The 17,519-nt window shown below is 68.6% G+C and carries 14 protein-coding genes and 1 pseudogene; 12 read left to right on the plus strand and 3 right to left on the minus strand.

Annotated features, from left to right (window positions below; all coding sequences use genetic code 11):
* Positions 1-118 precede the first annotated feature (118 nt).
* The 5 genes and pseudogenes from JL37_RS31055 to JL37_RS12440 all read left to right on the plus strand — a co-directional run.
* Positions 119-451 (plus strand): annotated as a pseudogene (locus tag JL37_RS31055) (transposase); the annotation flags it as partial.
* A 240-nt stretch (positions 452-691) separates the two neighbouring features.
* Positions 692-1,153 (plus strand): GNAT family N-acetyltransferase, encoded by a 462-nt coding sequence (locus tag JL37_RS12425; RefSeq protein WP_043544493.1) that lies wholly within the window; start codon positions 692-694, stop codon positions 1,151-1,153.
* A 111-nt stretch (positions 1,154-1,264) separates the two neighbouring features.
* The gene (locus JL37_RS12430) at positions 1,265-1,633 is read left to right on the plus strand and encodes a lipoprotein (RefSeq protein ID WP_043544437.1); all 369 of its coding nucleotides are present in this window, start codon (positions 1,265-1,267) and stop codon (positions 1,631-1,633) included.
* 26 nt (positions 1,634-1,659) lie between these two features.
* Entirely contained in the window at positions 1,660-2,172 is a 513-nt protein-coding gene (locus JL37_RS12435; RefSeq protein ID WP_043544438.1) for an RNA polymerase sigma factor, read from the plus strand.
* Position 2,173: 1 nt separating this feature from the next.
* Complete coding sequence (locus JL37_RS12440; RefSeq protein WP_043544439.1) at positions 2,174-2,989, plus strand: anti-sigma factor; 816 nt, start codon at positions 2,174-2,176, stop codon at positions 2,987-2,989.
* Between the two features lie 176 nt (positions 2,990-3,165).
* On the opposite strand, the gene JL37_RS12445 is transcribed toward JL37_RS12440, so the two are convergent.
* From JL37_RS12445 to atzF, 3 genes are read right to left on the minus strand one after another with little or no spacing between them, the layout of a single operon-like run.
* Entirely contained in the window at positions 3,166-3,915 is a 750-nt protein-coding gene (locus JL37_RS12445; RefSeq protein WP_043544440.1) for a GntR family transcriptional regulator, read from the minus strand.
* Positions 3,912-7,550 carry an urea carboxylase gene (gene uca, locus JL37_RS12450; RefSeq protein ID WP_043544441.1) on the minus strand — a complete coding sequence of 1,213 codons (3,639 nt, stop codon included), beginning with the start codon at positions 7,548-7,550 and terminating at the stop codon, positions 3,912-3,914. The genes JL37_RS12445 and uca overlap by 4 nt, the downstream gene beginning before the upstream one ends.
* Positions 7,551-7,585: 35 nt before the next feature.
* Positions 7,586-9,418: an allophanate hydrolase gene (gene atzF, locus JL37_RS12455; protein WP_043544442.1), complete on the minus strand. Its 1,833-nt coding sequence runs from the start codon at positions 9,416-9,418 to the stop codon at positions 7,586-7,588.
* Between the two features lie 360 nt (positions 9,419-9,778).
* On the opposite strand from atzF, the gene urtA reads away from it, so the two are divergent.
* The 7 genes from urtA to JL37_RS12490 all read left to right on the plus strand — a co-directional run bounded on the left by urtA (position 9,779) and on the right by JL37_RS12490 (position 17,471).
* Positions 9,779-11,032 carry an urea ABC transporter substrate-binding protein gene (gene urtA / locus JL37_RS12460; protein ID WP_043544443.1) on the plus strand — a complete coding sequence of 418 codons (1,254 nt, stop codon included), beginning with the start codon at positions 9,779-9,781 and terminating at the stop codon, positions 11,030-11,032.
* Positions 11,033-11,034: 2 nt separating this feature from the next.
* Positions 11,035-12,663, plus strand: a complete 1,629-nt coding sequence (urtB, locus tag JL37_RS12465) for an urea ABC transporter permease subunit UrtB (protein WP_043544444.1) — start codon at positions 11,035-11,037, stop codon at positions 12,661-12,663.
* A complete protein-coding gene (gene urtC / locus JL37_RS12470; RefSeq protein WP_043544445.1) occupies positions 12,660-13,787 on the plus strand; it encodes an urea ABC transporter permease subunit UrtC in 1,128 nt (375 codons plus the stop codon). Before urtB ends, urtC begins: the two co-directional genes overlap by 4 nt.
* Positions 13,784-14,623, plus strand: coding sequence for an urea ABC transporter ATP-binding protein UrtD (gene urtD, locus JL37_RS12475; RefSeq protein ID WP_043544446.1), 840 nt, complete (start codon positions 13,784-13,786; stop codon positions 14,621-14,623). Before urtC ends, urtD begins: the two co-directional genes overlap by 4 nt.
* Before the next feature lies 1 nt (position 14,624).
* Entirely contained in the window at positions 14,625-15,323 is a 699-nt protein-coding gene (urtE, locus tag JL37_RS12480) for an urea ABC transporter ATP-binding subunit UrtE (protein WP_043544447.1), read from the plus strand.
* 35 nt (positions 15,324-15,358) lie between these two features.
* Positions 15,359-15,766, plus strand: coding sequence for a DUF2946 domain-containing protein (locus JL37_RS12485; RefSeq protein WP_043544448.1), 408 nt, complete (start codon positions 15,359-15,361; stop codon positions 15,764-15,766).
* A 166-nt stretch (positions 15,767-15,932) separates the two neighbouring features.
* Positions 15,933-17,471 carry a PepSY domain-containing protein gene (locus tag JL37_RS12490; protein ID WP_043544449.1) on the plus strand — a complete coding sequence of 513 codons (1,539 nt, stop codon included), beginning with the start codon at positions 15,933-15,935 and terminating at the stop codon, positions 17,469-17,471.
* The last annotated feature ends 48 nt before the right edge of the window (positions 17,472-17,519 follow it).

Raw genomic sequence — 17,519 nt, forward strand, 5'->3', positions numbered from 1 at the left:
CCCAAGCGCGCGTAACCCATCAATCCCCTCGGTCATCCACGGTGGACCTTTACGTCATCAGCCGGTACCTACGTCGCGCGCGGAAACCTATGCTGGCCTGGTTCATGGAGGAGTCGGGATGACTGCGTACAGGCGCCTTTACCTGCCAGGCGGCACTTATTTTTTTACCGTGGCGGTGCACGAGCGCGGAAGCCGGCATTTGGTGCAGCGCGCCGAGCTGCTGAAGACCTGCGTGCGCGCCGAGCAGCGGCTCGCGCCGTTTTCCATTCTGGCCGCCGTCATCATGCCGGACCATCTCCACATGGTCTGGCGCTTGCCGGAAGGCGATAGCGACTACCCGAACCGCTGGCGCCGCATCAAGACCCGGTTCTCCCGCGCGCTGCCCCGGCTCGGGCCCTTTGCGGCCGCCGGCCGGGCGGGTCGCGGCGAACGCGGAATCTGGCAAAGACGGTATTGGGAACATGCCGTGCGCGGCGAAGAAGAACTGGCCGCCTGCATCAACTATGTCCACTTCAATCCGGTCAAGCACGGCTACGCAGATCGGCCGGAGGACTGGCCCCATTCCACCTATCGCGCCTGGCAAGACCGCCAATGGCGATGTTCCCCCTTTGCGACTTCCACCCGCCGGTTCTATAAACTTGATCAACGGACGGATCCGACCGTCCGCCGACCATCCACCGGCAATGCTTCCATGACATCCCCTGCCCTGACGCTGCGGCCCGCCACCGAGGACGACCTTCCTTTCCTGCTTGCCCTGCGCAAGGCCACCATGACCGAACACCTGCGGCGCGCCGGTGCTCGGGACGACGATGAACACCACCTGGCGCGGATCCGTCACCGCTTCGAGGACGCGCACATCGTCTGGGCGGATGGCCGTCCTGCGGGGCTGTTCAAGGCGTCGCGGGAGGCCGCCGACTGGCGCGTCGTGCAGATCCAGATCGCCCCCGCCTTCCAGGGCCAAGGCCTGGGGCGGCGCCTGCTGTCCGAGTTGCTGGAGCAAGCCGACGCGCGGGGAGCGTCCGTCACCCTGAGCGTGCTGCAGGGCAATCCCGCCCGCCGGCTTTACGAATCCCTGGGTTTCACCCCCGTCGAGGAAAAGGAACAGGAAACCGAAATGCGTTACCGGCCCGGCATGGCCCCGCCCGCTGCCTGACGGGGTTTTCCTCCCTTCGGAATTTTTTTGCCGTGGAACGGGAATAACTCAAGGGCCGGCAGCGTCTGTTGGAGGCAGTCCCCCAAACTTTCCCTATCCGCGAGGCACACCATGCGCAAACACATCGCCGCAGCCCTGGCCCTAAGCTCCGCCGCCCTGTTCTCGGCCGGCGTCCACGCCCAGGCAGTCAAGACCCAGAATGGCATCCTGGTCAACAGCGCCGGCATGACGCTCTATACCTTCGACAAGGATTCGGGCGGCAAGAGCGCCTGCAACGACCAGTGCGCCAAGATCTGGCCGCCCGTCATGGCCAGCGCCGACGCCAAACCCATGGGCGACATGACCGTCATCACCCGCGACGACGGCTCCAAGCAATGGGCCAGCAAGGGCAAGCCGCTGTACACGTATGCCAAGGACGCCAAGGCTGGCGACAAGACCGGCGACAACTTCAAGGAAGTCTGGCACGTGGCCAAGCCCTGATCCGGCTCCGCCCCAAGCCGTAAGCCATGCGCGCCGAAGACGAAGCCCTGATACTGGCCTGCATCCCCAGCCTGCGGCGCTATGCCCGCGGGCTGACGGGCGACCCTCATCGGGCCGACGACCTGGTACAGGACACGCTGGAGCGCGCATGGAGCCGCTATTCGCGCTGGCAGCGGCGCGGAGAGCTGCGCGCCTGGATGTTCGGCATCATGCACAACCATTTCATCGACGGAGTGCGCTCCACCAGCCGGCGGGCGGACCAGACCGTCGCGGGCGAGCTGCCCGATGTGCCGGTGCGCGCCACCCAGACGGATCACCTGGAGGTGCGCGACCTGGACCGCTGCCTGCAAGCCCTGCCCGCCGAGCAGCGGGAAGTCCTGCTGCTGGTGTGCGTGGAAGACCTGTCCTATCAGGAAACCGCCCAGATACTGGACGTGCCGATGGGCACGGTCATGTCGCGCCTGTCGCGCGCCCGCGAAAAACTGGGCGCGCTGATGCAGGGGCGCGATGCCGTCAACCGGCTCCACCGCGTGAAATGACATGAACGACATACGCCTGCACCCGGTGCCCGCCACGGGCACCCCCATTACCGAAGCCGACCTGCATGGCTATGCCGACGGCCAGTTGCCGCCGGCGCGCCACGCCGAAGTCGAGGCATTTCTCGCCTCCCATCCGCATGACCAGACACGCGTGGACGCCTGGAAGGAACAGCGGCGCGCGCTGCACGCCCTGCTGGACCCGGTGCTGGACGAACCCCTGCCCCTGCGGCTGCCGCTGGCGCCTCCGGCGCGCCGCTGGCCCTGGCGCGCCCTGGCCGCCGGCGTGGCGGTAGCGGCGGTCAGCGCAAGCATGGCCTGGATCGTCCGCGGCGCGATGGACGCCCGCCACCTGCAGGCGCTGCTGGCCACCGCAGCCCCGGACCGCGCAGCGGGCGGCTATGCGCAGCGGGCCGCCATCGCGCACGCGGTCTACGCGCCAGACATGGGCCGCCCCGTGGAAGTCGGGGTCGACAACGAAAAAGGCCTGGTGACCTGGCTGACCAAGCGCATGGGCGCACCCGTGCGCGCCCCTTCCCTGTCCCAGGCCGGCTACGAACTGATGGGCGGCCGCCTGCTGCCCGGCGGAGCGGGCCCGGTCGCGCTCTTCATGTATGGCGCGTCCGACGGGCAGCGGCTGACGCTGTACGTTACGCGCGAGGCGGCCGGCGACCAGACGGCATTCCAGTTCACCCAGGAAGGGCCGGTGCGGGTGTTCTACTGGGTCGAAGGCCAGTTCGGCTACGCCCTGTCCGGCGCGGTCAGCCGGGAAGAACTGCAGCGCGTCTCGCAAGAAGTTTATAAGCAGTTGCAGGGGTGAGTTGGCGGAAGGAGTGATACCAAGGATCCGACACCTGCCCCCATCGACAAGTGTCTGACACCCTTATGCAATGCAGGTCCAGGTGAAGATGGCCTTGGCGGGTGTCTGACACTGGGTTGCGGGTGCCAGACACCCGGGAGGCGTCGGGGCGGAATGGCGTGCGTCTCGTCTGGGTGTCAGACCCCTGTCCTATCCGCAGGCCGGCCGCGTTCCCGCGCCTCGTGCAGCATATGCAGCGTGATCCTGCGGACCTCGGCCTTGCTCATGCCGATGTGGGAGCGCAGCATGCGCGACGCCTCGTCGGCGCGGCGCGCCAGCACCGCGCGCAGGATGGCCGCGTGCTCTTCGTAGGTGGCGTCCACGCGGAAGTCCTTGGTGAAGTCCAGGCGCCGCACGATGCGTATTTTCTCGGTCACGTCGCGGTGGATCTGCGCCATCTCGGGGTTGCCGGCGGCGGCGACGAGCGAGCAATGAAAGGCCTCGTCCAATTGCGCCACCAGGCGGCCGTCCAGGATGCGCTGAGCGGGCGGCGCCAGCCACACTTCCATGAGAGCGCCCAGCATGCCGGCCTCGTCCATCCGCTCCCGCGCGCACAGTTTTTCCACGGCCGCCTGCTCCAGCACCACCCGCACGTCGTACAACGCCTCGAAACGATCGAGGTCGAAGGGCCGCACCTGCCAGCCGCTGCGCGACTGCGCCAGCACGAAGCCCTCGCGTTCCAGCCGCGCCAGGCCCACTCGAACCGGCGTGCGGCTGACGCCCAGCCGCGCCGCCAGGTCGACTTCGGTGAAACGTTCGCCCGGCAGCATGCGGAAGTCGAACAGGTCGTCCTTGATGCGCAGGTAGACCTGGTCCGCCAGCGAGCCGGCGTGGACCGGCGCCTGCCGGATGGTCGGGCCCATCTGCACAGATTCCTGTCGCATCATCCGGCCACTGCGCATGCGGCGTCTTCGGCCAGCACCACCAACGGATCGCCGGCGCTCACCGGCTTGCCCGGCGTGCAGCGGATCGCGGTGACGATGCCCGACGCGGGCGCGATGACAGACAGCTCCATCTTCATGGCCTCGACGACCACCAGCGTATCGCCGGCCGAAACGCTCTGCCCCACCTGCACCGGGATCTTCCAGATATTGCCGCACATATCGGCGCTGACCAGGCGCTCGCCGTCGCGCAGTGCGGCATCCGTCTCGGGCCCGGGGGGCTCGGGCTCCGCAGGCGGCTCATCGGCTTTCCACAGCGCGACTTCGGCGTCGAAGGCGGCCTTCTGGCGCGTCTGGAACGCGGCGATGCTGTCCGCCTGCTCCTCCAGGAAGCGCCGGTGGGCCGCGAAGTCGAACACTTCCTCCTCGATCCGCACGGTGGCGCGGCCCGCGCGGAAATCCTCGCGCAACCGGTCCAGCTCGGCCTCGCCGACCGGATAGAAGCGCACCTGGTCGAAAAAGCGCAGCAGCCAGGGCTTGCCGTCCTGGAATGCCGGGTTCTTCAGGAACTTGTTCCAGATCGGCACGGTGCGGCCGACCAGTTGATAGCCGCCGGGAGAATCCATGCCGTAGATGCACATGTAGACCCCGCCTATGCCCACCGTGCCTTCCGCCGTGTAGGTGCGCGCCGGGTTGTACTTGGAGGTCAGCAGGCGATGGCGCGGATCGATCGGCACCGCGCAAGGCGCGCCCAGGTAGACATCGCCCAGGCCCATGACGAGATAGCTGGCGTCGAACACGATGCGGCGCACATCCTCGCGCCCGGCCAGGCCGTTGATGCGCCGGATGAAGTCCACGTTGTTAGGCAGCCAGGGCGCGCTCCCGCGCACGGTCTCCTGGTAACGCTGCACTGCGCCCAGCGTAGCGGAATCCTCGAAAGCCATGGGCAGGTGCACGACCCGCGTGGGCACCTTCAGGCTGGTCACGTCGGCCAGGCCCGCCTCTATCTCCAGCAGGCGGCCGATCAGGCGGCTCTGGGCAATGACGCCGCTGTCGTAGCGGATCTGCAGCGAACGCACGCCCGGCGACAGCTCCAGCACCCCGGCCACGGGATCGATATGCAGCGCCTCCATCAGCAGGTGGATGCGCATGCGAAGCGCAAGATCCAGCACATTGTCGCCGTACTCCAGCAGCAGGTAGCCGTCGCCCGCTTGCCGGTACGACACCGACGGACGGCCGTCCTCGGCCGGCAAGGTCGCCACGATGGCCTCGGACGCGGTTGCGGGCGCGGGGGACGCGCCTCTCGCCGCAGGCGCGGCGGCCGCCAGTTCCGCCACACTGCGATGCTGCGCCTCCTCCAGCGCCACGGCCCGCGCGTAGTCGATGCGCACGAACCGGATGCGGTCGCCGGGTTTGACCTGGCCGACCTTCCACAGTTCGGCGCGCGCAATGGTCGCGGGGCAGACGAAACCGCCCAGGCTGGGGCCGTCGCGCGTCAGGATGACGGGGCTGTCGCCCGTGAAATTGATGCTGCCGATGGCGTATTCGCAATCGTGGATATTGGACGGATGCAGGCCGGCCTCGCCGCCGTCCTCGCGCGCCCATAGGGGCTTGGGGCCGATCAAGCGCACACCCAGCCGGTTGGAGTTGTAGTGCACTTCCCAATCGGCGGCGAAGAAGTCGTCCATGGCTTCGGGCCGGAAGAAGTCCGGCGCCCCGTGCGGCCCGTAAAGCACGCCGATTTCCCAGGTATCGCCGTAGGCGGGAATCAGTTCCGCCGGCGCGGCCTGCGGCAGCGTGGCGGGCGGCGCCGCGTTCGCGCACGGCAATTCCGGGCGCACCAGGGGCAGCATATCGCCCACGCGCAGCGTGCGGCCTGCGTGACCGCCGAATTGGCCCAGCGCGAACGTCGAGCGGCTACCGAGGTAGACGGGCACGTCCAGGCCATTGCGCACGGCCAGGTAGCTGCGGCAGCCCGACAGCGCCCGGCCGGTGGCGAGCACCTGGCCGGAGCGCACCGGAACCGGCTGCCACATCGGCACCGGTTCGCCGTCCAGCGTGGCCGCGCATACCGCGCCCGTCAGCGCCACCACGGCGTCTCCATGGAAACGCAGGGTGGGCCCGGCCAGGGTCGTCTCTATCCCCGCCGCGTCGGGCGCGTTGCCGACGATGCGGTTGGCCATGCGGAACGCATAGTCGTCCATGGGCCCGGACGGCGGCACGCCGATATCCCAATAGCCGGTGCGGCCCGGGTAATCCTGCACGCTGGTGTAGGTGCCTGCCTCCAGCACCTCGATCGCCGAAGGGCGGTAGGCGAAGCCTTCCAGGAAGCGTGTCGAAATCTCGCCGGCGCGGAAGCGCGCGTCGGCCGCAATCTGCCGCAGATAGTCCAGGTTGGTGGCGATGCCGTGCAGGCGCGTCCTGGCCAACGCGTCGGACAGCTTGTCCAGCGCGGCCTCGCGCGTGTCCGCGCGTACGATGAGCTTGGCCAGCAGCGGGTCGTAGAAGGCTGGCACTTCGGTCCCGGTCTCGACCCAGCCGTCCACCCGCACGCCGTCCGGAAAGCAAACCTCCGTAAGCACCCCCGGCGACGGCTGGAACTGGCGCAGCGGGTCTTCGGCATACAGCCGCACTTCGATCGACGCGCCCTGCGGCGCGCGCGACATGGCGGCGAAGTCCAGCGGCTCGCCCGCCGCCACGCGCAGCATGCATTCCACCAGATCCAGGCCTGTGACCTCCTCCGTCACCGGATGCTCGACCTGCAAGCGGGTGTTCACCTCCAGGAAGTAGAAGCTGTCGCGCGCGGGATCGTAGATGAATTCCACCGTGCCGGCCGAGCGGTAGTTCACCGAAGCGCCCAGTTGCACGGCAGCCGCGTGCAGCGCCGCGCGCGTGGCGGCGGGCAGCAAGGGAGCGGGCGTTTCCTCGATGACTTTCTGGTTGCGGCGCTGCACCGAGCAGTCCCGCTCGCCCAGCGCCAGCACGCGGCCGGCGCCGTCGCCGAAGATCTGCACCTCGACGTGGCGGGCATTGTCCACATAGCGTTCCAGGAAAGCTCCGCCGTCATGGAAAAAGTGCTCGCCCATGCGCTGCACGCTGTCGAAGGCCACCGTCAGTTCGGCCTCGTTATCGCAACGCGACAGACCGATTCCCCCGCCGCCCGCCGTGCTCTTGAGCATCACCGGATAACCGATGCGTTCGGCTTGCGACAAGGCCTCGCCCAGGCTGGACAGCAGCCCGGTGCCGGGCGTCATCGGCACGCCGGCCGCGGCGGCCAGTTCGCGGGAACGGTGCTTCAGGCCGAACTCGCGGATCTGCAGGGGCGTGGGCCCCACGAACGCGATGCCCGCCGCCTCGCAGGCCAGGGCGAATTCGGCGCTCTCGGACAGAAAGCCGTAGCCGGGATAGATGGCCTGGGCGCCGTGCTCGCTCGCGGCGGCCAGCAGCAGGTCCATGCGCAGATAGCTGTCGGCCGCTTTTTCGCCGCCCAGCGCCACGGCCACGTCTGCCTCTCGCACGTGCGCCGCATTGCGGTCTGGATCGGAATAGACGGCCACGCTGCGGATGCCCAGGCGCTTGAGGCTGCGGATGGCTCGGACGGCGATTTCGCCGCGGTTGGCAATCAGAACGGTATCGAACACGGTTCGGCTCCCTGGTTTGTCTGGTGTCTGGCGGATTAGCGGGGCGAGGCGTCGGGGCCGGCAAGGTAGGCGCGCCAGCCGCCGAACGCGGTGATGTCGCGCGCGCCTTCCAGGCCGCGCGGTTCGCAGATGAAGCCCTTGACCAGGCGGCCGTCCTCCAGCTCAAGCGTGCCTATTCCCAGCGGCGCGGGAATCTCGGCCACGAAAGCGCCGAATGCGGACAGCGGCACGTCCCACAACTCGACCTCGATGGGCGCGCCCGTCTCCGACTTCACCAGGCCGGGCTTGGGCGGCGTGGTATTGGCCAGCGCGTACAGCCGGTAATCTTCCGCGGTCCGCGTCTTCTCGACGAACACGGCGCCGCGCGAAGTCAGTTGGTGGTTCAGCGGCATGCCGGTGAGGTGCGCGCCCACGACCGCCACGCGCACGGAATCCGGGGCCGCCACGGGCCTCGAGCCCAGCGCGGGCAGGGGCGCGCCGGTCGCGCCCAGCGGCAGGCCTCGGCGAGCCTGCCACTGACGCCCGAACCGCGCCAGGGCGGCGTCCTGCCAGGCCGGGCCGATCAGCGTGATGCCGGCGGGCAGGCCGTCCTCGCGCATGCCGGCAGGCAGGGCCAGCGCCGACAGGTCCGCCAGATTGGCGAAGTTGGTATAGACGCCCAACCGCGAGTTCAACTCGACGGGATCGGCCTGCAGTTGGGCGATGGTGTAGATGGACGGCGCGGTCGGCACGACCAGCGCGTCGAAGCCCTCCAGCACCCGCTGGATCCGCCGCGACAGCTCCGCGCGCCGGTACTCGGCCTTGAACGCGTCCAGCGCGCTGTAGCGCGACGCCTGCTCGACGATGCCGCGCACTACCGGATGTATGGCGTCCGGCATCTTGCTCCACAAGCTTTGCACCGCCGCAAAGCGCTCGGCCACCCATGGGCCCGAATACAGCAAGGCGGCCAATTCGCCGAAGGGCGAAAAATCGATTGCCTCCACGGCCGCGCCGTCCTCGCGCAAGGCGCGCACGGCTGCTTCGAAGGCGGCCGCCGCCTGCGCATCGCCAAAGAATTCCAGTTGCGCGGGAACGGCCAGCCTGGGAGCCTCGGGCCAGGGACGCGCGACGCCGGCCGGCCGCAGCCGCGAATAGGGATCGCGCTCGTCGTAACCGCCCGCGATGCCGGCCACGAGCTCGGCGTCGTCCACCGTCAACGCGAATACCGACACGCAATCCAGCGTGCGGCATGCCGGCACCACACCCGCCGTGCTGAGCCAGCCCCGGGTGGGCTTCAGGCCGACGATATTGTTGAAGCCGGCCGGCACGCGGCCCGAACCCGCGGTGTCCGTGCCCAGCGAGAACGCCGCCAGGCCTCGCGCCACTACCGACGCGGAACCGGAACTGGACCCGCCGCTGATGTATTCCGGCTTGAAGGCGTTGGCCACGGCGCCCAACGGCGAACGCGTGCCCACCAGTCCGGTGGCGAACTGGTCCAGGTTGGTCTTGCCCACCAGGATGGCGCCGGCCGCGCGCAGGCGGCGCACGACGGTGGCGTCCTCGTCGGGCACATAGGCGAATTCGGGGCAGGCGGCGGTGGTGGGCCAGCCGGCGGCATCGATGTTGTCCTTGATGGCGAAGGGTACGCCATACAGCGGCAGGCGCGCGAGGTCGCCATCCACGGACGCGAGCAGACCGCTCAGTGCCTCCAGTTGCCGCGCAAGCGCGACGCCGTCCACGCGGCTAATCCAGGCGTTGTCCGAGGGATCGCCACGCTCGGCCCACGCGGCCAATAGCGTTTCGGGCGCCGCGCCTTCATCGCGATAGGCGGCCTGCCACTGCGCGATCGTCCAACCCCAGGGGCCCTTCTGCGTTGCCACGGCGTTCATGCTGGAATCCTTTCTTGTATGCAAGTACGGATTCCCAAGCAATCGGCGTGCCATGCCGATCGCGCCCGCATCCCTCCCTCTGATCCGCGCGTCGCGCGCCGCCGGCGTGCCGCGCGCGCGCCGGACGCCCGCACCGACAACGGGCATTCCGCGCACCCATGTTGTGCGCGCGGCACCAGCTTGATCCCCGCGGCGGCGCGTGCAGAGCATGGCCGCCTGCGCCCCGCTTCCTTCCCTTTACATGGTGCGCCGCGTCTTCCGCCGCGCTTGGCACGGGTTTTGCTTTGAAGTCCTGCGTTGTCGAGTGTTGCTCAGATCGTTCCCGCCGGCCGGGCCGGCGCATTCCATTCAGGAGTCATCATGAAACGCAGACTAGCCCTCAAGCAACTGACCGCCGTGAGCCTATTGGCCATGTGCGGCTGGATGCCGCAGGTACACGCCGCCGGCGACACCATCAAGGTCGGCATCCTGCATTCCCTGTCAGGCACGATGGCGATCTCGGAAACGTCGCTGAAAGACGTTGCCCTGATGGCCATCGAGGAGATCAACGCCAACGGCGGCGTGCTGGGCAAGAAGCTCGAACCCGTGGTGGTGGATCCTGCCTCGAACTGGCCGTTGTTCGCCGAGAAGTCGCGACAGTTGCTGTCCCAGGACAAGGTCGCGGTGGTCTTCGGTTGCTGGACCTCGGTATCGCGCAAGTCCGTGCTGCCCGTGTTCAAGGAACTGAACGGCCTGCTTTTCTATCCCGTGCAATATGAAGGCGAGGAGTTGGAGAAGAACGTGTTCTACACCGGAGCCGCGCCCAACCAGCAAGCGATTCCCGCCGTCGAATACCTGATGAGCGAGGATGGCGGCGGCGCGAAGCGCTTCGTGCTGCTGGGCACGGACTACGTCTATCCGCGTACCACCAACAAGATCCTGCGCGCGTTCCTGCATTCCAAGGGCGTGAAGGACAGCGACATCGGCGAGGTCTACACGCCCTTCGGCCATTCGGATTACCAGACCATCGTGGCCAACATCAAGAAGTTCGCCACAGGCGGCAAAACGGCAGTGGTCTCCACCATCAATGGCGATTCCAACGTGCCCTTCTACAAGGAACTGGGCAATGCCGGCCTGAAGGCCACGGACGTGCCGGTGGTGGCGTTCTCGGTCGGTGAAGAAGAGTTGCGCGGCGTCGACACCAAGCCGCTGGTGGGGCACCTGGCGGCGTGGAACTACTTCGAATCGATCAAGAATCCGGTGAACCAGGACTTCATCAAGAAGTGGAAGGCTTACGCCCAGGCCAAGAACCTGCCGAATGCCGCCACGGTCGTGACCAACGACCCGATGGAAGCCACCTATATCGGCATCCATATGTGGAAGCAGGCCGTCGAGCAGGCCAAGAGCACCGACGTCGACAAGGTGATCGCCAGCATGGGCGGGCAGAAATTCGACGCGCCCGACGGCTACGCCATTGAGATGGACAAGACCAATCACCACCTGCACAAGCCGGTCTATATCGGCGAAATCCGGGCGGACGGCCAGTTCAACGTGGTGTGGAAGAGCAAGGGCCCGATCCGCGCCCAGCCCTGGAGTCCGTACATCCCTGGCAACGAAAGCAAACAAGGCCTGTAGCCATGCGCATCGCGGCAATCGCACACTTCCTGCGCCGTTTCCTGCTGGGCTGGCTGCTGGCCATGCCGCTGCTGAGCGCGCCGGCGCCGGCGGCCGGCCTGGACCCGGCGCTGCTCGCGCCGCTGACCGGCGACGACACGGACGCCAAGCTGCGGGCGATTGCCGCGCTGGGCCAACTGCCCGATCCCGGCGCCGCGGCGGTCTTGCAGGCGCTGGGCAACGACCAGCTCTACGCAACGGCCGAAGGCCGCGTGCTGATCGGCGACGGCGCGCGCGCCACCGACGCCGCCACCGGCGCCGCCGTCGATCTGCCCGCGGAAGCGGGCGCCATCAGCATCAACAACCGGCTGCGGCGGGCCATCGAAGCGGCGCTGGCGGGTTCGCGCCTGTACTCCGCCGATGCCCGCGAACGCCTGGCTGCCGCCCGCAGGCTGCAGCAGACTGGCGACCCTGCGCGCCTGCCGATGCTGGAGAAGGCGCTGGCGGCCGAGAAGCACGATGAGGTGCGCGGCGCGCTGGAGATCGCGGTCGCCAACCTGGAACTCAAGAGCGCCGACCCCAAGGTGCGCCGCCACGCGGTCGAACTGCTGGGCCGCACCGGCAATCCCGCCTTCCGCCCGACGCTGGCCGCGATCGCACAGCAATCCGGCGGGCCCCAGACCGAACCGGATGCGGCAGTGCGCGAGGCCGCAAGCCACGCGCTGCGGCAGATCGACCGCCACCTGGCGACGATAGAGTGGGCCGGAAATCTCTTCTACGGCATCAGCCTGGGCAGCGTCCTGCTGCTGGCGGCCCTGGGCCTGGCCATCACCTTCGGCCTGATGGGCGTCATCAACATGGCGCATGGCGAACTGCTGATGATCGGCGCCTACGTGACCTATGTGGCGCAGACGCTGTTCCGCGCCTGGCTGCCGGGCTGGATGGACTGGTACGTGCTGGCCGCGCTGCCGCTGGCCTTCATCGTCACCGCGCTGGTGGGCATGGCGCTGGAGCGCACCGTCATCCGCTGGCTCTACGGCCGGCCGCTGGAAACGCTGCTGGCCACCTGGGGCATCAGCCTGATGCTGATGCAGGGCGTGCGCACGCTGTTCGGCGCGCAGAACGTGGAAGTGGGCAATCCTGGCTGGATGTCCGGCGGGATCACGGTGCTGGACGGCCTGGTGCTGACCTACAACCGCCTCGTGATCATCGGCTTCGCGCTCTTCGTCGTGTTCCTCGTCTGGGCGCTGCTGAACCACACCCGCCTGGGCCTGTTCGTGCGCGCCATCACGCAGAACCGCCGCATGGCCGATTGCGTGGGCGTGCCCACCGGCCGCGTGGACATGCTGGCCTTCGGCCTGGGCTCAGGCATCGCCGGGCTCGCCGGCGTGGCGCTGTCCCAACTGGGCAATGTCGGGCCGGACCTGGGCCGCGCCTACATCGTGGACTCCTTCATGGTGGTGGTGCTGGGCGGCGTGGGCCAGTTGGCCGGCACCGTCATCGCCGCGCTTGGCCTGGGCGGCGTCAACAAATTCCTGGAACCCTACGCGGGAGCCGTCATGGCCAAGATCACCATCCTGGCGCTCATCGTGCTGTTCGTGCAAAAGCGGCCGCAAGGCCTGTTCGCCCCCCGCGGCAGGAGCGTCGAATGAAACAGACCGCGCTGACCGATCTGCGCCTCCTGGCGCGCCGCCCGCTGTATTCGGGCCGGGCGTGGGCCGCCCTGGGCGCGGCGGCGGCCGTGCTGGCCCTGCTGCCGCTGCTCAACCTGGCGTTCCCGCCGGGCCACGCGCTGCACGTGTCCGCCTACGCGGTGGCCTTGCTGGGAAAATTCATGTGCTACGCCATGGCGGCGCTGGCGCTGGACCTGGTGTGGGGCTATGCTGGCATCCTGTCGCTGGGCCATGGCCTGTTCTTCGCCCTGGGGGGCTACGCGCACGGCATGTACCTGATGCGCGCCATCGGCCGCGATGGCGTCTATCAGAGCGACCTGCCGGACTTCATGGTGTTCCTGGACTGGAAGGCCTATCCCTGGTACTGGTCATTCACCGAGCACTTCTGGTACGCCATGCTGCTCGTCGTGCTGGCGCCTGGCCTGCTGGCCTTCGTGTTCGGCTACTTCGCCTTCCGCTCGCGCATCAAGGGCGTGTACTTCTCGATCATCACGCAGGCGCTGACCTTCGCCGCGATGCTGCTGTTCTTCCGCAACGACACCGGCTTCGGCGGCAACAACGGCTTCACCGACTTCAAGCGCATCCTGGGCTTCGACATCACCGCGCCCGGCACCCGAGCGGCGCTGTACTGGATCACGCTGGCGGCGCTGGCCGGCGCGCTGGTCCTGGCGCGCGCGGTCACGCAGAGCAAGCTGGGCCGGGTGCTGACCGCCGTGCGCGATTCCGAAAGCCGCCTGCGCTTCATCGGCTACGACCCGCTGGGCTTCAAATTGTTCGTATGGACGCTTTCGGCCGTGCTATGCGGCATAGCGGGCGCGCTCTACGTGCCCCAGGTCGGCATCATCAACCCCAGCGAAATGTCCACCGAGACCTCTATCGAAATGGTGATCTGGGTCGCCACCGGCGGACGCGGCACGCTGGTCGGCCCCATCATCGGCGCAGGCACGGTCAACGGGCTGAAGACCTGGTTCACCAGCGTGCTGCCGGAATTCTGGCTGTACGCGCTGGGCCTCATCTTCGTGCTGGTGACGCTGTTCCTGCCCACCGGCATCGTCGGCCTGGCGCGCCGCCTCGCCACCCGGATCCAGGAGAGAAAGGCATGACGAGCACGCACACCGAATCCGCCATGCTGGAAGGCGGCCCCAGCGGCGAGGCCGGCTACGGCCGCGTCAGCCCCGGCGGGCTGGACACCAGCCACGGCGCGATCCTCTACCTGGAAGGCGTCACCGTCAGCTTCGACGGCTTCAAGGCGCTCAACGACCTGACGCTGGATATCGGCGTGGGCGAACTGCGCTGCATCATCGGACCGAACGGCGCGGGCAAGACCACAATGATGGACGTGATCACGGGCAAGACGCGCCCCGCGTCGGGCACCGTCTACTTCGGCCAGAGCATCGACCTGACCACGCTGAACGAAGCCCAGATCGCGCACGCCGGCATCGGACGGAAGTTCCAGCGCCCCACCGTGTTCGAGCAGCACACCGTCTTCGAGAACCTGGAGCTCGCGATGAAGACCGACAAGCGCGTGCGTCCCACGCTGTTCTCCCGCCTGAGCGGCGAACAGGCGGACAGGATAGGCGAGACGCTGGAACTGATCCGGCTGCGGCCCGAGGCCGCGCTGCCGGCCGGGCTGCTGTCGCACGGCCAGAAGCAATGGCTGGAGATCGGCATGCTGCTGATGCAGGAGCCGCAGTTGCTGCTGCTGGACGAGCCGGTGGCCGGGATGACGGACGCCGAGACCGAACGCACCGGCGAACTGCTGAACGAATTGCGCGGGCGCCATTCGCTGATGGTCGTGGAACACGACATGGACTTCGTCAACCAGATCGCCGGCGACGGCAAGGTCACGGTGCTGCACGAGGGCTCGGTGCTGGCCGAAGGAGCGATGAGCAAGGTCCAGGCCGATCCGCGGGTCATCGAAGTCTATCTGGGGCGCTGACATGCTGGACGTGAACGCGATCGACCAATACTACGGCGGCAGCCATACCTTGCGCGGCGTGTCGCTATCCTTGAGCCAGGGCGAATGCCTGGCGCTGCTGGGCCGCAACGGCGTGGGCAAGACCACGCTGCTCAAGTGCCTGATGGGCGTGCTGCCGGTGGCGCGCGGCTACATCGGCTTCGGCGGCGAGGACATCACCCGGCTGGCGCCGCACCAGCGCGCCGCGCGCGGCATGGCCTACGTGCCACAGGGCCGCGACATCTTCGCCCGCCTTACGGTCCAGGAAAACATCCTGATGGGCATGGCCTCCAAGCCGGCCGCCCGCGCGCGGCGCATCAAGGAAGAAGTGTTCGAGCTGTTCCCGGTGCTCGCGAACATGCTGTCGCGCCGCGGCGGCGACCTGTCCGGCGGCCAGCAGCAGCAACTGGCCATCGCGCGTGCGCTGGTGGCCGAACCCCGGCTCATCATCCTGGACGAGCCCACCGAAGGCATCCAGCCATCCATCATCAAGGACATCGCCCGCGTCATCCACATGCTGCGGCAGCGCGGCGACATCGCCATCCTGCTGTGCGAGCAGTACTTCGACTTCGCCCGCGAGCTGGCAGACCAGTTCGTGGTGCTTTCGCGCGGCGAGGTGGTGGCCCGCGGAGGCCGCGGCGAGATCGACGGAGAAGACGTGCGGCGGCACCTGTCGGTATAGGGGCCGGCCGGGCCGCTCCGATATAATCGTCGGCCATGCGCATTGCATCTTTCCTGACCCGCCCAGCCCTATGGATCGCGCTTGCCGCGATCCTGTGGGCGTCGCTCGCGCCCTCGCTGGCGCACGCGCTGGGCATGGGCCACGAAGGCGGGGCGAGCCGGCGCATCAGCGTCGAGTACTGCGCGGCTGAAGGCGCGGCCCTGGTTTCCCTGGATGTGCGCGGCGACGACCATGGCGCAGGCCAGGACGGCGCGCACGGCGACGGCCAGCACTGCCCGTTCTGCCGCAATCCGCAAGCCGACGCCGGCATTCTTCCCGCGCCCATTCCCGTCCTGCCCGCCCCGGCCGCCCGGGCCTTCGGCTATCCGCCGCTGTTTTTCCTGGCGGCCCACCCTCTCCACGCCTGGAGCGCGGCGCAGCCGCGCGCGCCGCCAGCGGCCTGAGCCGCCGCGGCCCGCCGCAACAAGGCGAAACGGCCGCGCCCTTGCAGCGCCTCGACCGCCAGGCGTGTTTCACGCCCGGCGCGATCCCGCCGGCATCTTGCGCTTCCCGCCCGTTCCACGGCATGCGAACCGGAGCGCGCATGCCGGTCCGCCACCGAGAGTTTCCATGAGCCTCGCCTCCACCCGATCCACCCCGCAGCGGCCCGCAGGCGCGCCGCTCTCCGCCCGCGCCAAGCGTTGGCTCTACCTCACGCACCGCTGGGCGGGCGTCGTGCTGTGCCTGTTCTTCGCCATGTGGTTTCTCTCCGGCATGGTCATGATGTATGTGGGCTATCCGAAGCTCTCGCAGCAGGAGCGCCTGGCCCATCTGGCGCCGCTGGATGCGGCGGCCATCGCCGTGGCCCCGGACCAGGCCCTTGCGGCCGCGGGCGCCGGCGACGCGTCCGGCCTCAGCCTGGCCGCCGCGCGCGGCGGCGCGCCCGTCTACCTGGTGCCCGGAGGCAAGCGCCAGGCGCCCAAGGTGGTGGACGCCGCCACCGGCGCGCTCCTGCCCTCCGCCGGCGCCTCGGTCGCGCAGGCCACGGCGGCGGCCTGGTTCGGGGGGCAGTATGCGGCGCACTACGGCGGCACGGTGGACGAGGACGTCTACACCCATTCGCGCGCGCTCGACCCCGACCGGCCCCTGCACAGGGTGGACATGGACGACCCGGCGCGCACGCGCCTGTATGTGTCGTCCGCCACCGGCATGGTCGTACTGGACGCCACGCGCGCCGAACGCCTGTGGAATTACGTGGGCGCATGGATCCACTGGCTGTACCCGTTCCGCGGCAACGCGCTGGATCCGTGGTGGCACGACATCGTCGTGTGGCTGTCCGTGGCCGGGGTGGCGGTCGCGCTGACGGGCACGGTCGTCGGCGTGCTGCGCTGGCGCTTCTCGCGCCCATACGCCAGCGGCAGCCGCTCGCCGTACCGCGAATCCATGATGCGCTGGCACCATCTCAGCGGCCTGCTCTTCGCCCTTATCACCATCACCTGGATCTTCAGCGGGCTGATGTCGATGAATCCGTGGAAGATCTTCACGGGCAACGCAGCGCCGCTTGCGCTGGCCGCGTATGCGGGCGAACCCGAAGCGGCGCCTGCGCTGGCCCCGCCCGGCGCGCTGATCGGGGCCTTGCCCGCCCCGCCCCGCGAGCTGAACTGGACCCGCGTGGATGGCCGCGGCCTGGTGCTGGCGCGCAGCGGGCCTGGCGCGCCGCAGGTCCTGTCCGCCCGCGACGCGGCGCCATATGCCTTCGACGAGGCCGCGCTGCGCGCCGCGGCCGCGCGCCTGCTGCCCGGAGCGCCGTTACGCGGCATCGAGGCGCTGGACGCCTACGACCTCTACTACTATGCGCGCGACGCGCACGCCATGCTGGGGCATATCGAAAAGCCGCTGCCGGCATGGCGATTGACTTTCGGCGATCCGCAAGCGACCTGGGTCTACCTGGACCCGAAGACGGGCCGGATCCTGGGACGCCAGGACCGCGGCGCGCGCGCCAGCCGCTGGCTGTTCGCCTTTCTGCACAGCTGGGACTGGACCGGACTTCTTGCCCGCCGCCCGCTCTGGGACGCCCTGCTGATCTTCCTGAGCCTGGGCGGCGCGGCGCTCAGCCTGACCGGCGTGGTCATCGGCTGGCGGCGCCTGGGGAAAAAGCTGCGCGCCTGAAGCGCGGGCGCGGATGCACTATGCTCATTGCCTCGCAAGACGATTCAC

Origin of the sequence: Achromobacter sp. RTa, from assembly GCF_000757485.1 — a bacterium.
Lineage (GTDB): Bacteria > Pseudomonadota > Gammaproteobacteria > Burkholderiales > Burkholderiaceae_B > Achromobacter.

What these genes read in the sequence shown, in the direction of transcription:
- JL37_RS12425 (WP_043544493.1), top strand. Translation starts at nt 692, where the DNA reads ATGACATCCCCTGCCCTGACGCTGCGGCCCGCCACCGAGGACGACCTT.
- JL37_RS12430 (WP_043544437.1), top strand. Translation starts at nt 1,265, where the DNA reads ATGCGCAAACACATCGCCGCAGCCCTGGCCCTAAGCTCCGCCGCCCTG.
- JL37_RS12435 (WP_043544438.1), top strand. Translation starts at nt 1,660, where the DNA reads ATGCGCGCCGAAGACGAAGCCCTGATACTGGCCTGCATCCCCAGCCTG.
- JL37_RS12440 (WP_043544439.1), top strand. Translation starts at nt 2,174, where the DNA reads ATGAACGACATACGCCTGCACCCGGTGCCCGCCACGGGCACCCCCATT.
- JL37_RS12445 (WP_043544440.1), bottom strand. Translation starts at nt 3,915, where the DNA reads ATGATGCGACAGGAATCTGTGCAGATGGGCCCGACCATCCGGCAGGCG.
- atzF (WP_043544442.1), bottom strand. Translation starts at nt 9,418, where the DNA reads ATGAACGCCGTGGCAACGCAGAAGGGCCCCTGGGGTTGGACGATCGCG.
- urtA (WP_043544443.1), top strand. Translation starts at nt 9,779, where the DNA reads ATGAAACGCAGACTAGCCCTCAAGCAACTGACCGCCGTGAGCCTATTG.
- urtB (WP_043544444.1), top strand. Translation starts at nt 11,035, where the DNA reads ATGCGCATCGCGGCAATCGCACACTTCCTGCGCCGTTTCCTGCTGGGC.
- urtC (WP_043544445.1), top strand. Translation starts at nt 12,660, where the DNA reads ATGAAACAGACCGCGCTGACCGATCTGCGCCTCCTGGCGCGCCGCCCG.
- urtD (WP_043544446.1), top strand. Translation starts at nt 13,784, where the DNA reads ATGACGAGCACGCACACCGAATCCGCCATGCTGGAAGGCGGCCCCAGC.
- urtE (WP_043544447.1), top strand. Translation starts at nt 14,625, where the DNA reads ATGCTGGACGTGAACGCGATCGACCAATACTACGGCGGCAGCCATACC.
- JL37_RS12485 (WP_043544448.1), top strand. Translation starts at nt 15,359, where the DNA reads ATGCGCATTGCATCTTTCCTGACCCGCCCAGCCCTATGGATCGCGCTT.
- JL37_RS12490 (WP_043544449.1), top strand. Translation starts at nt 15,933, where the DNA reads ATGAGCCTCGCCTCCACCCGATCCACCCCGCAGCGGCCCGCAGGCGCG.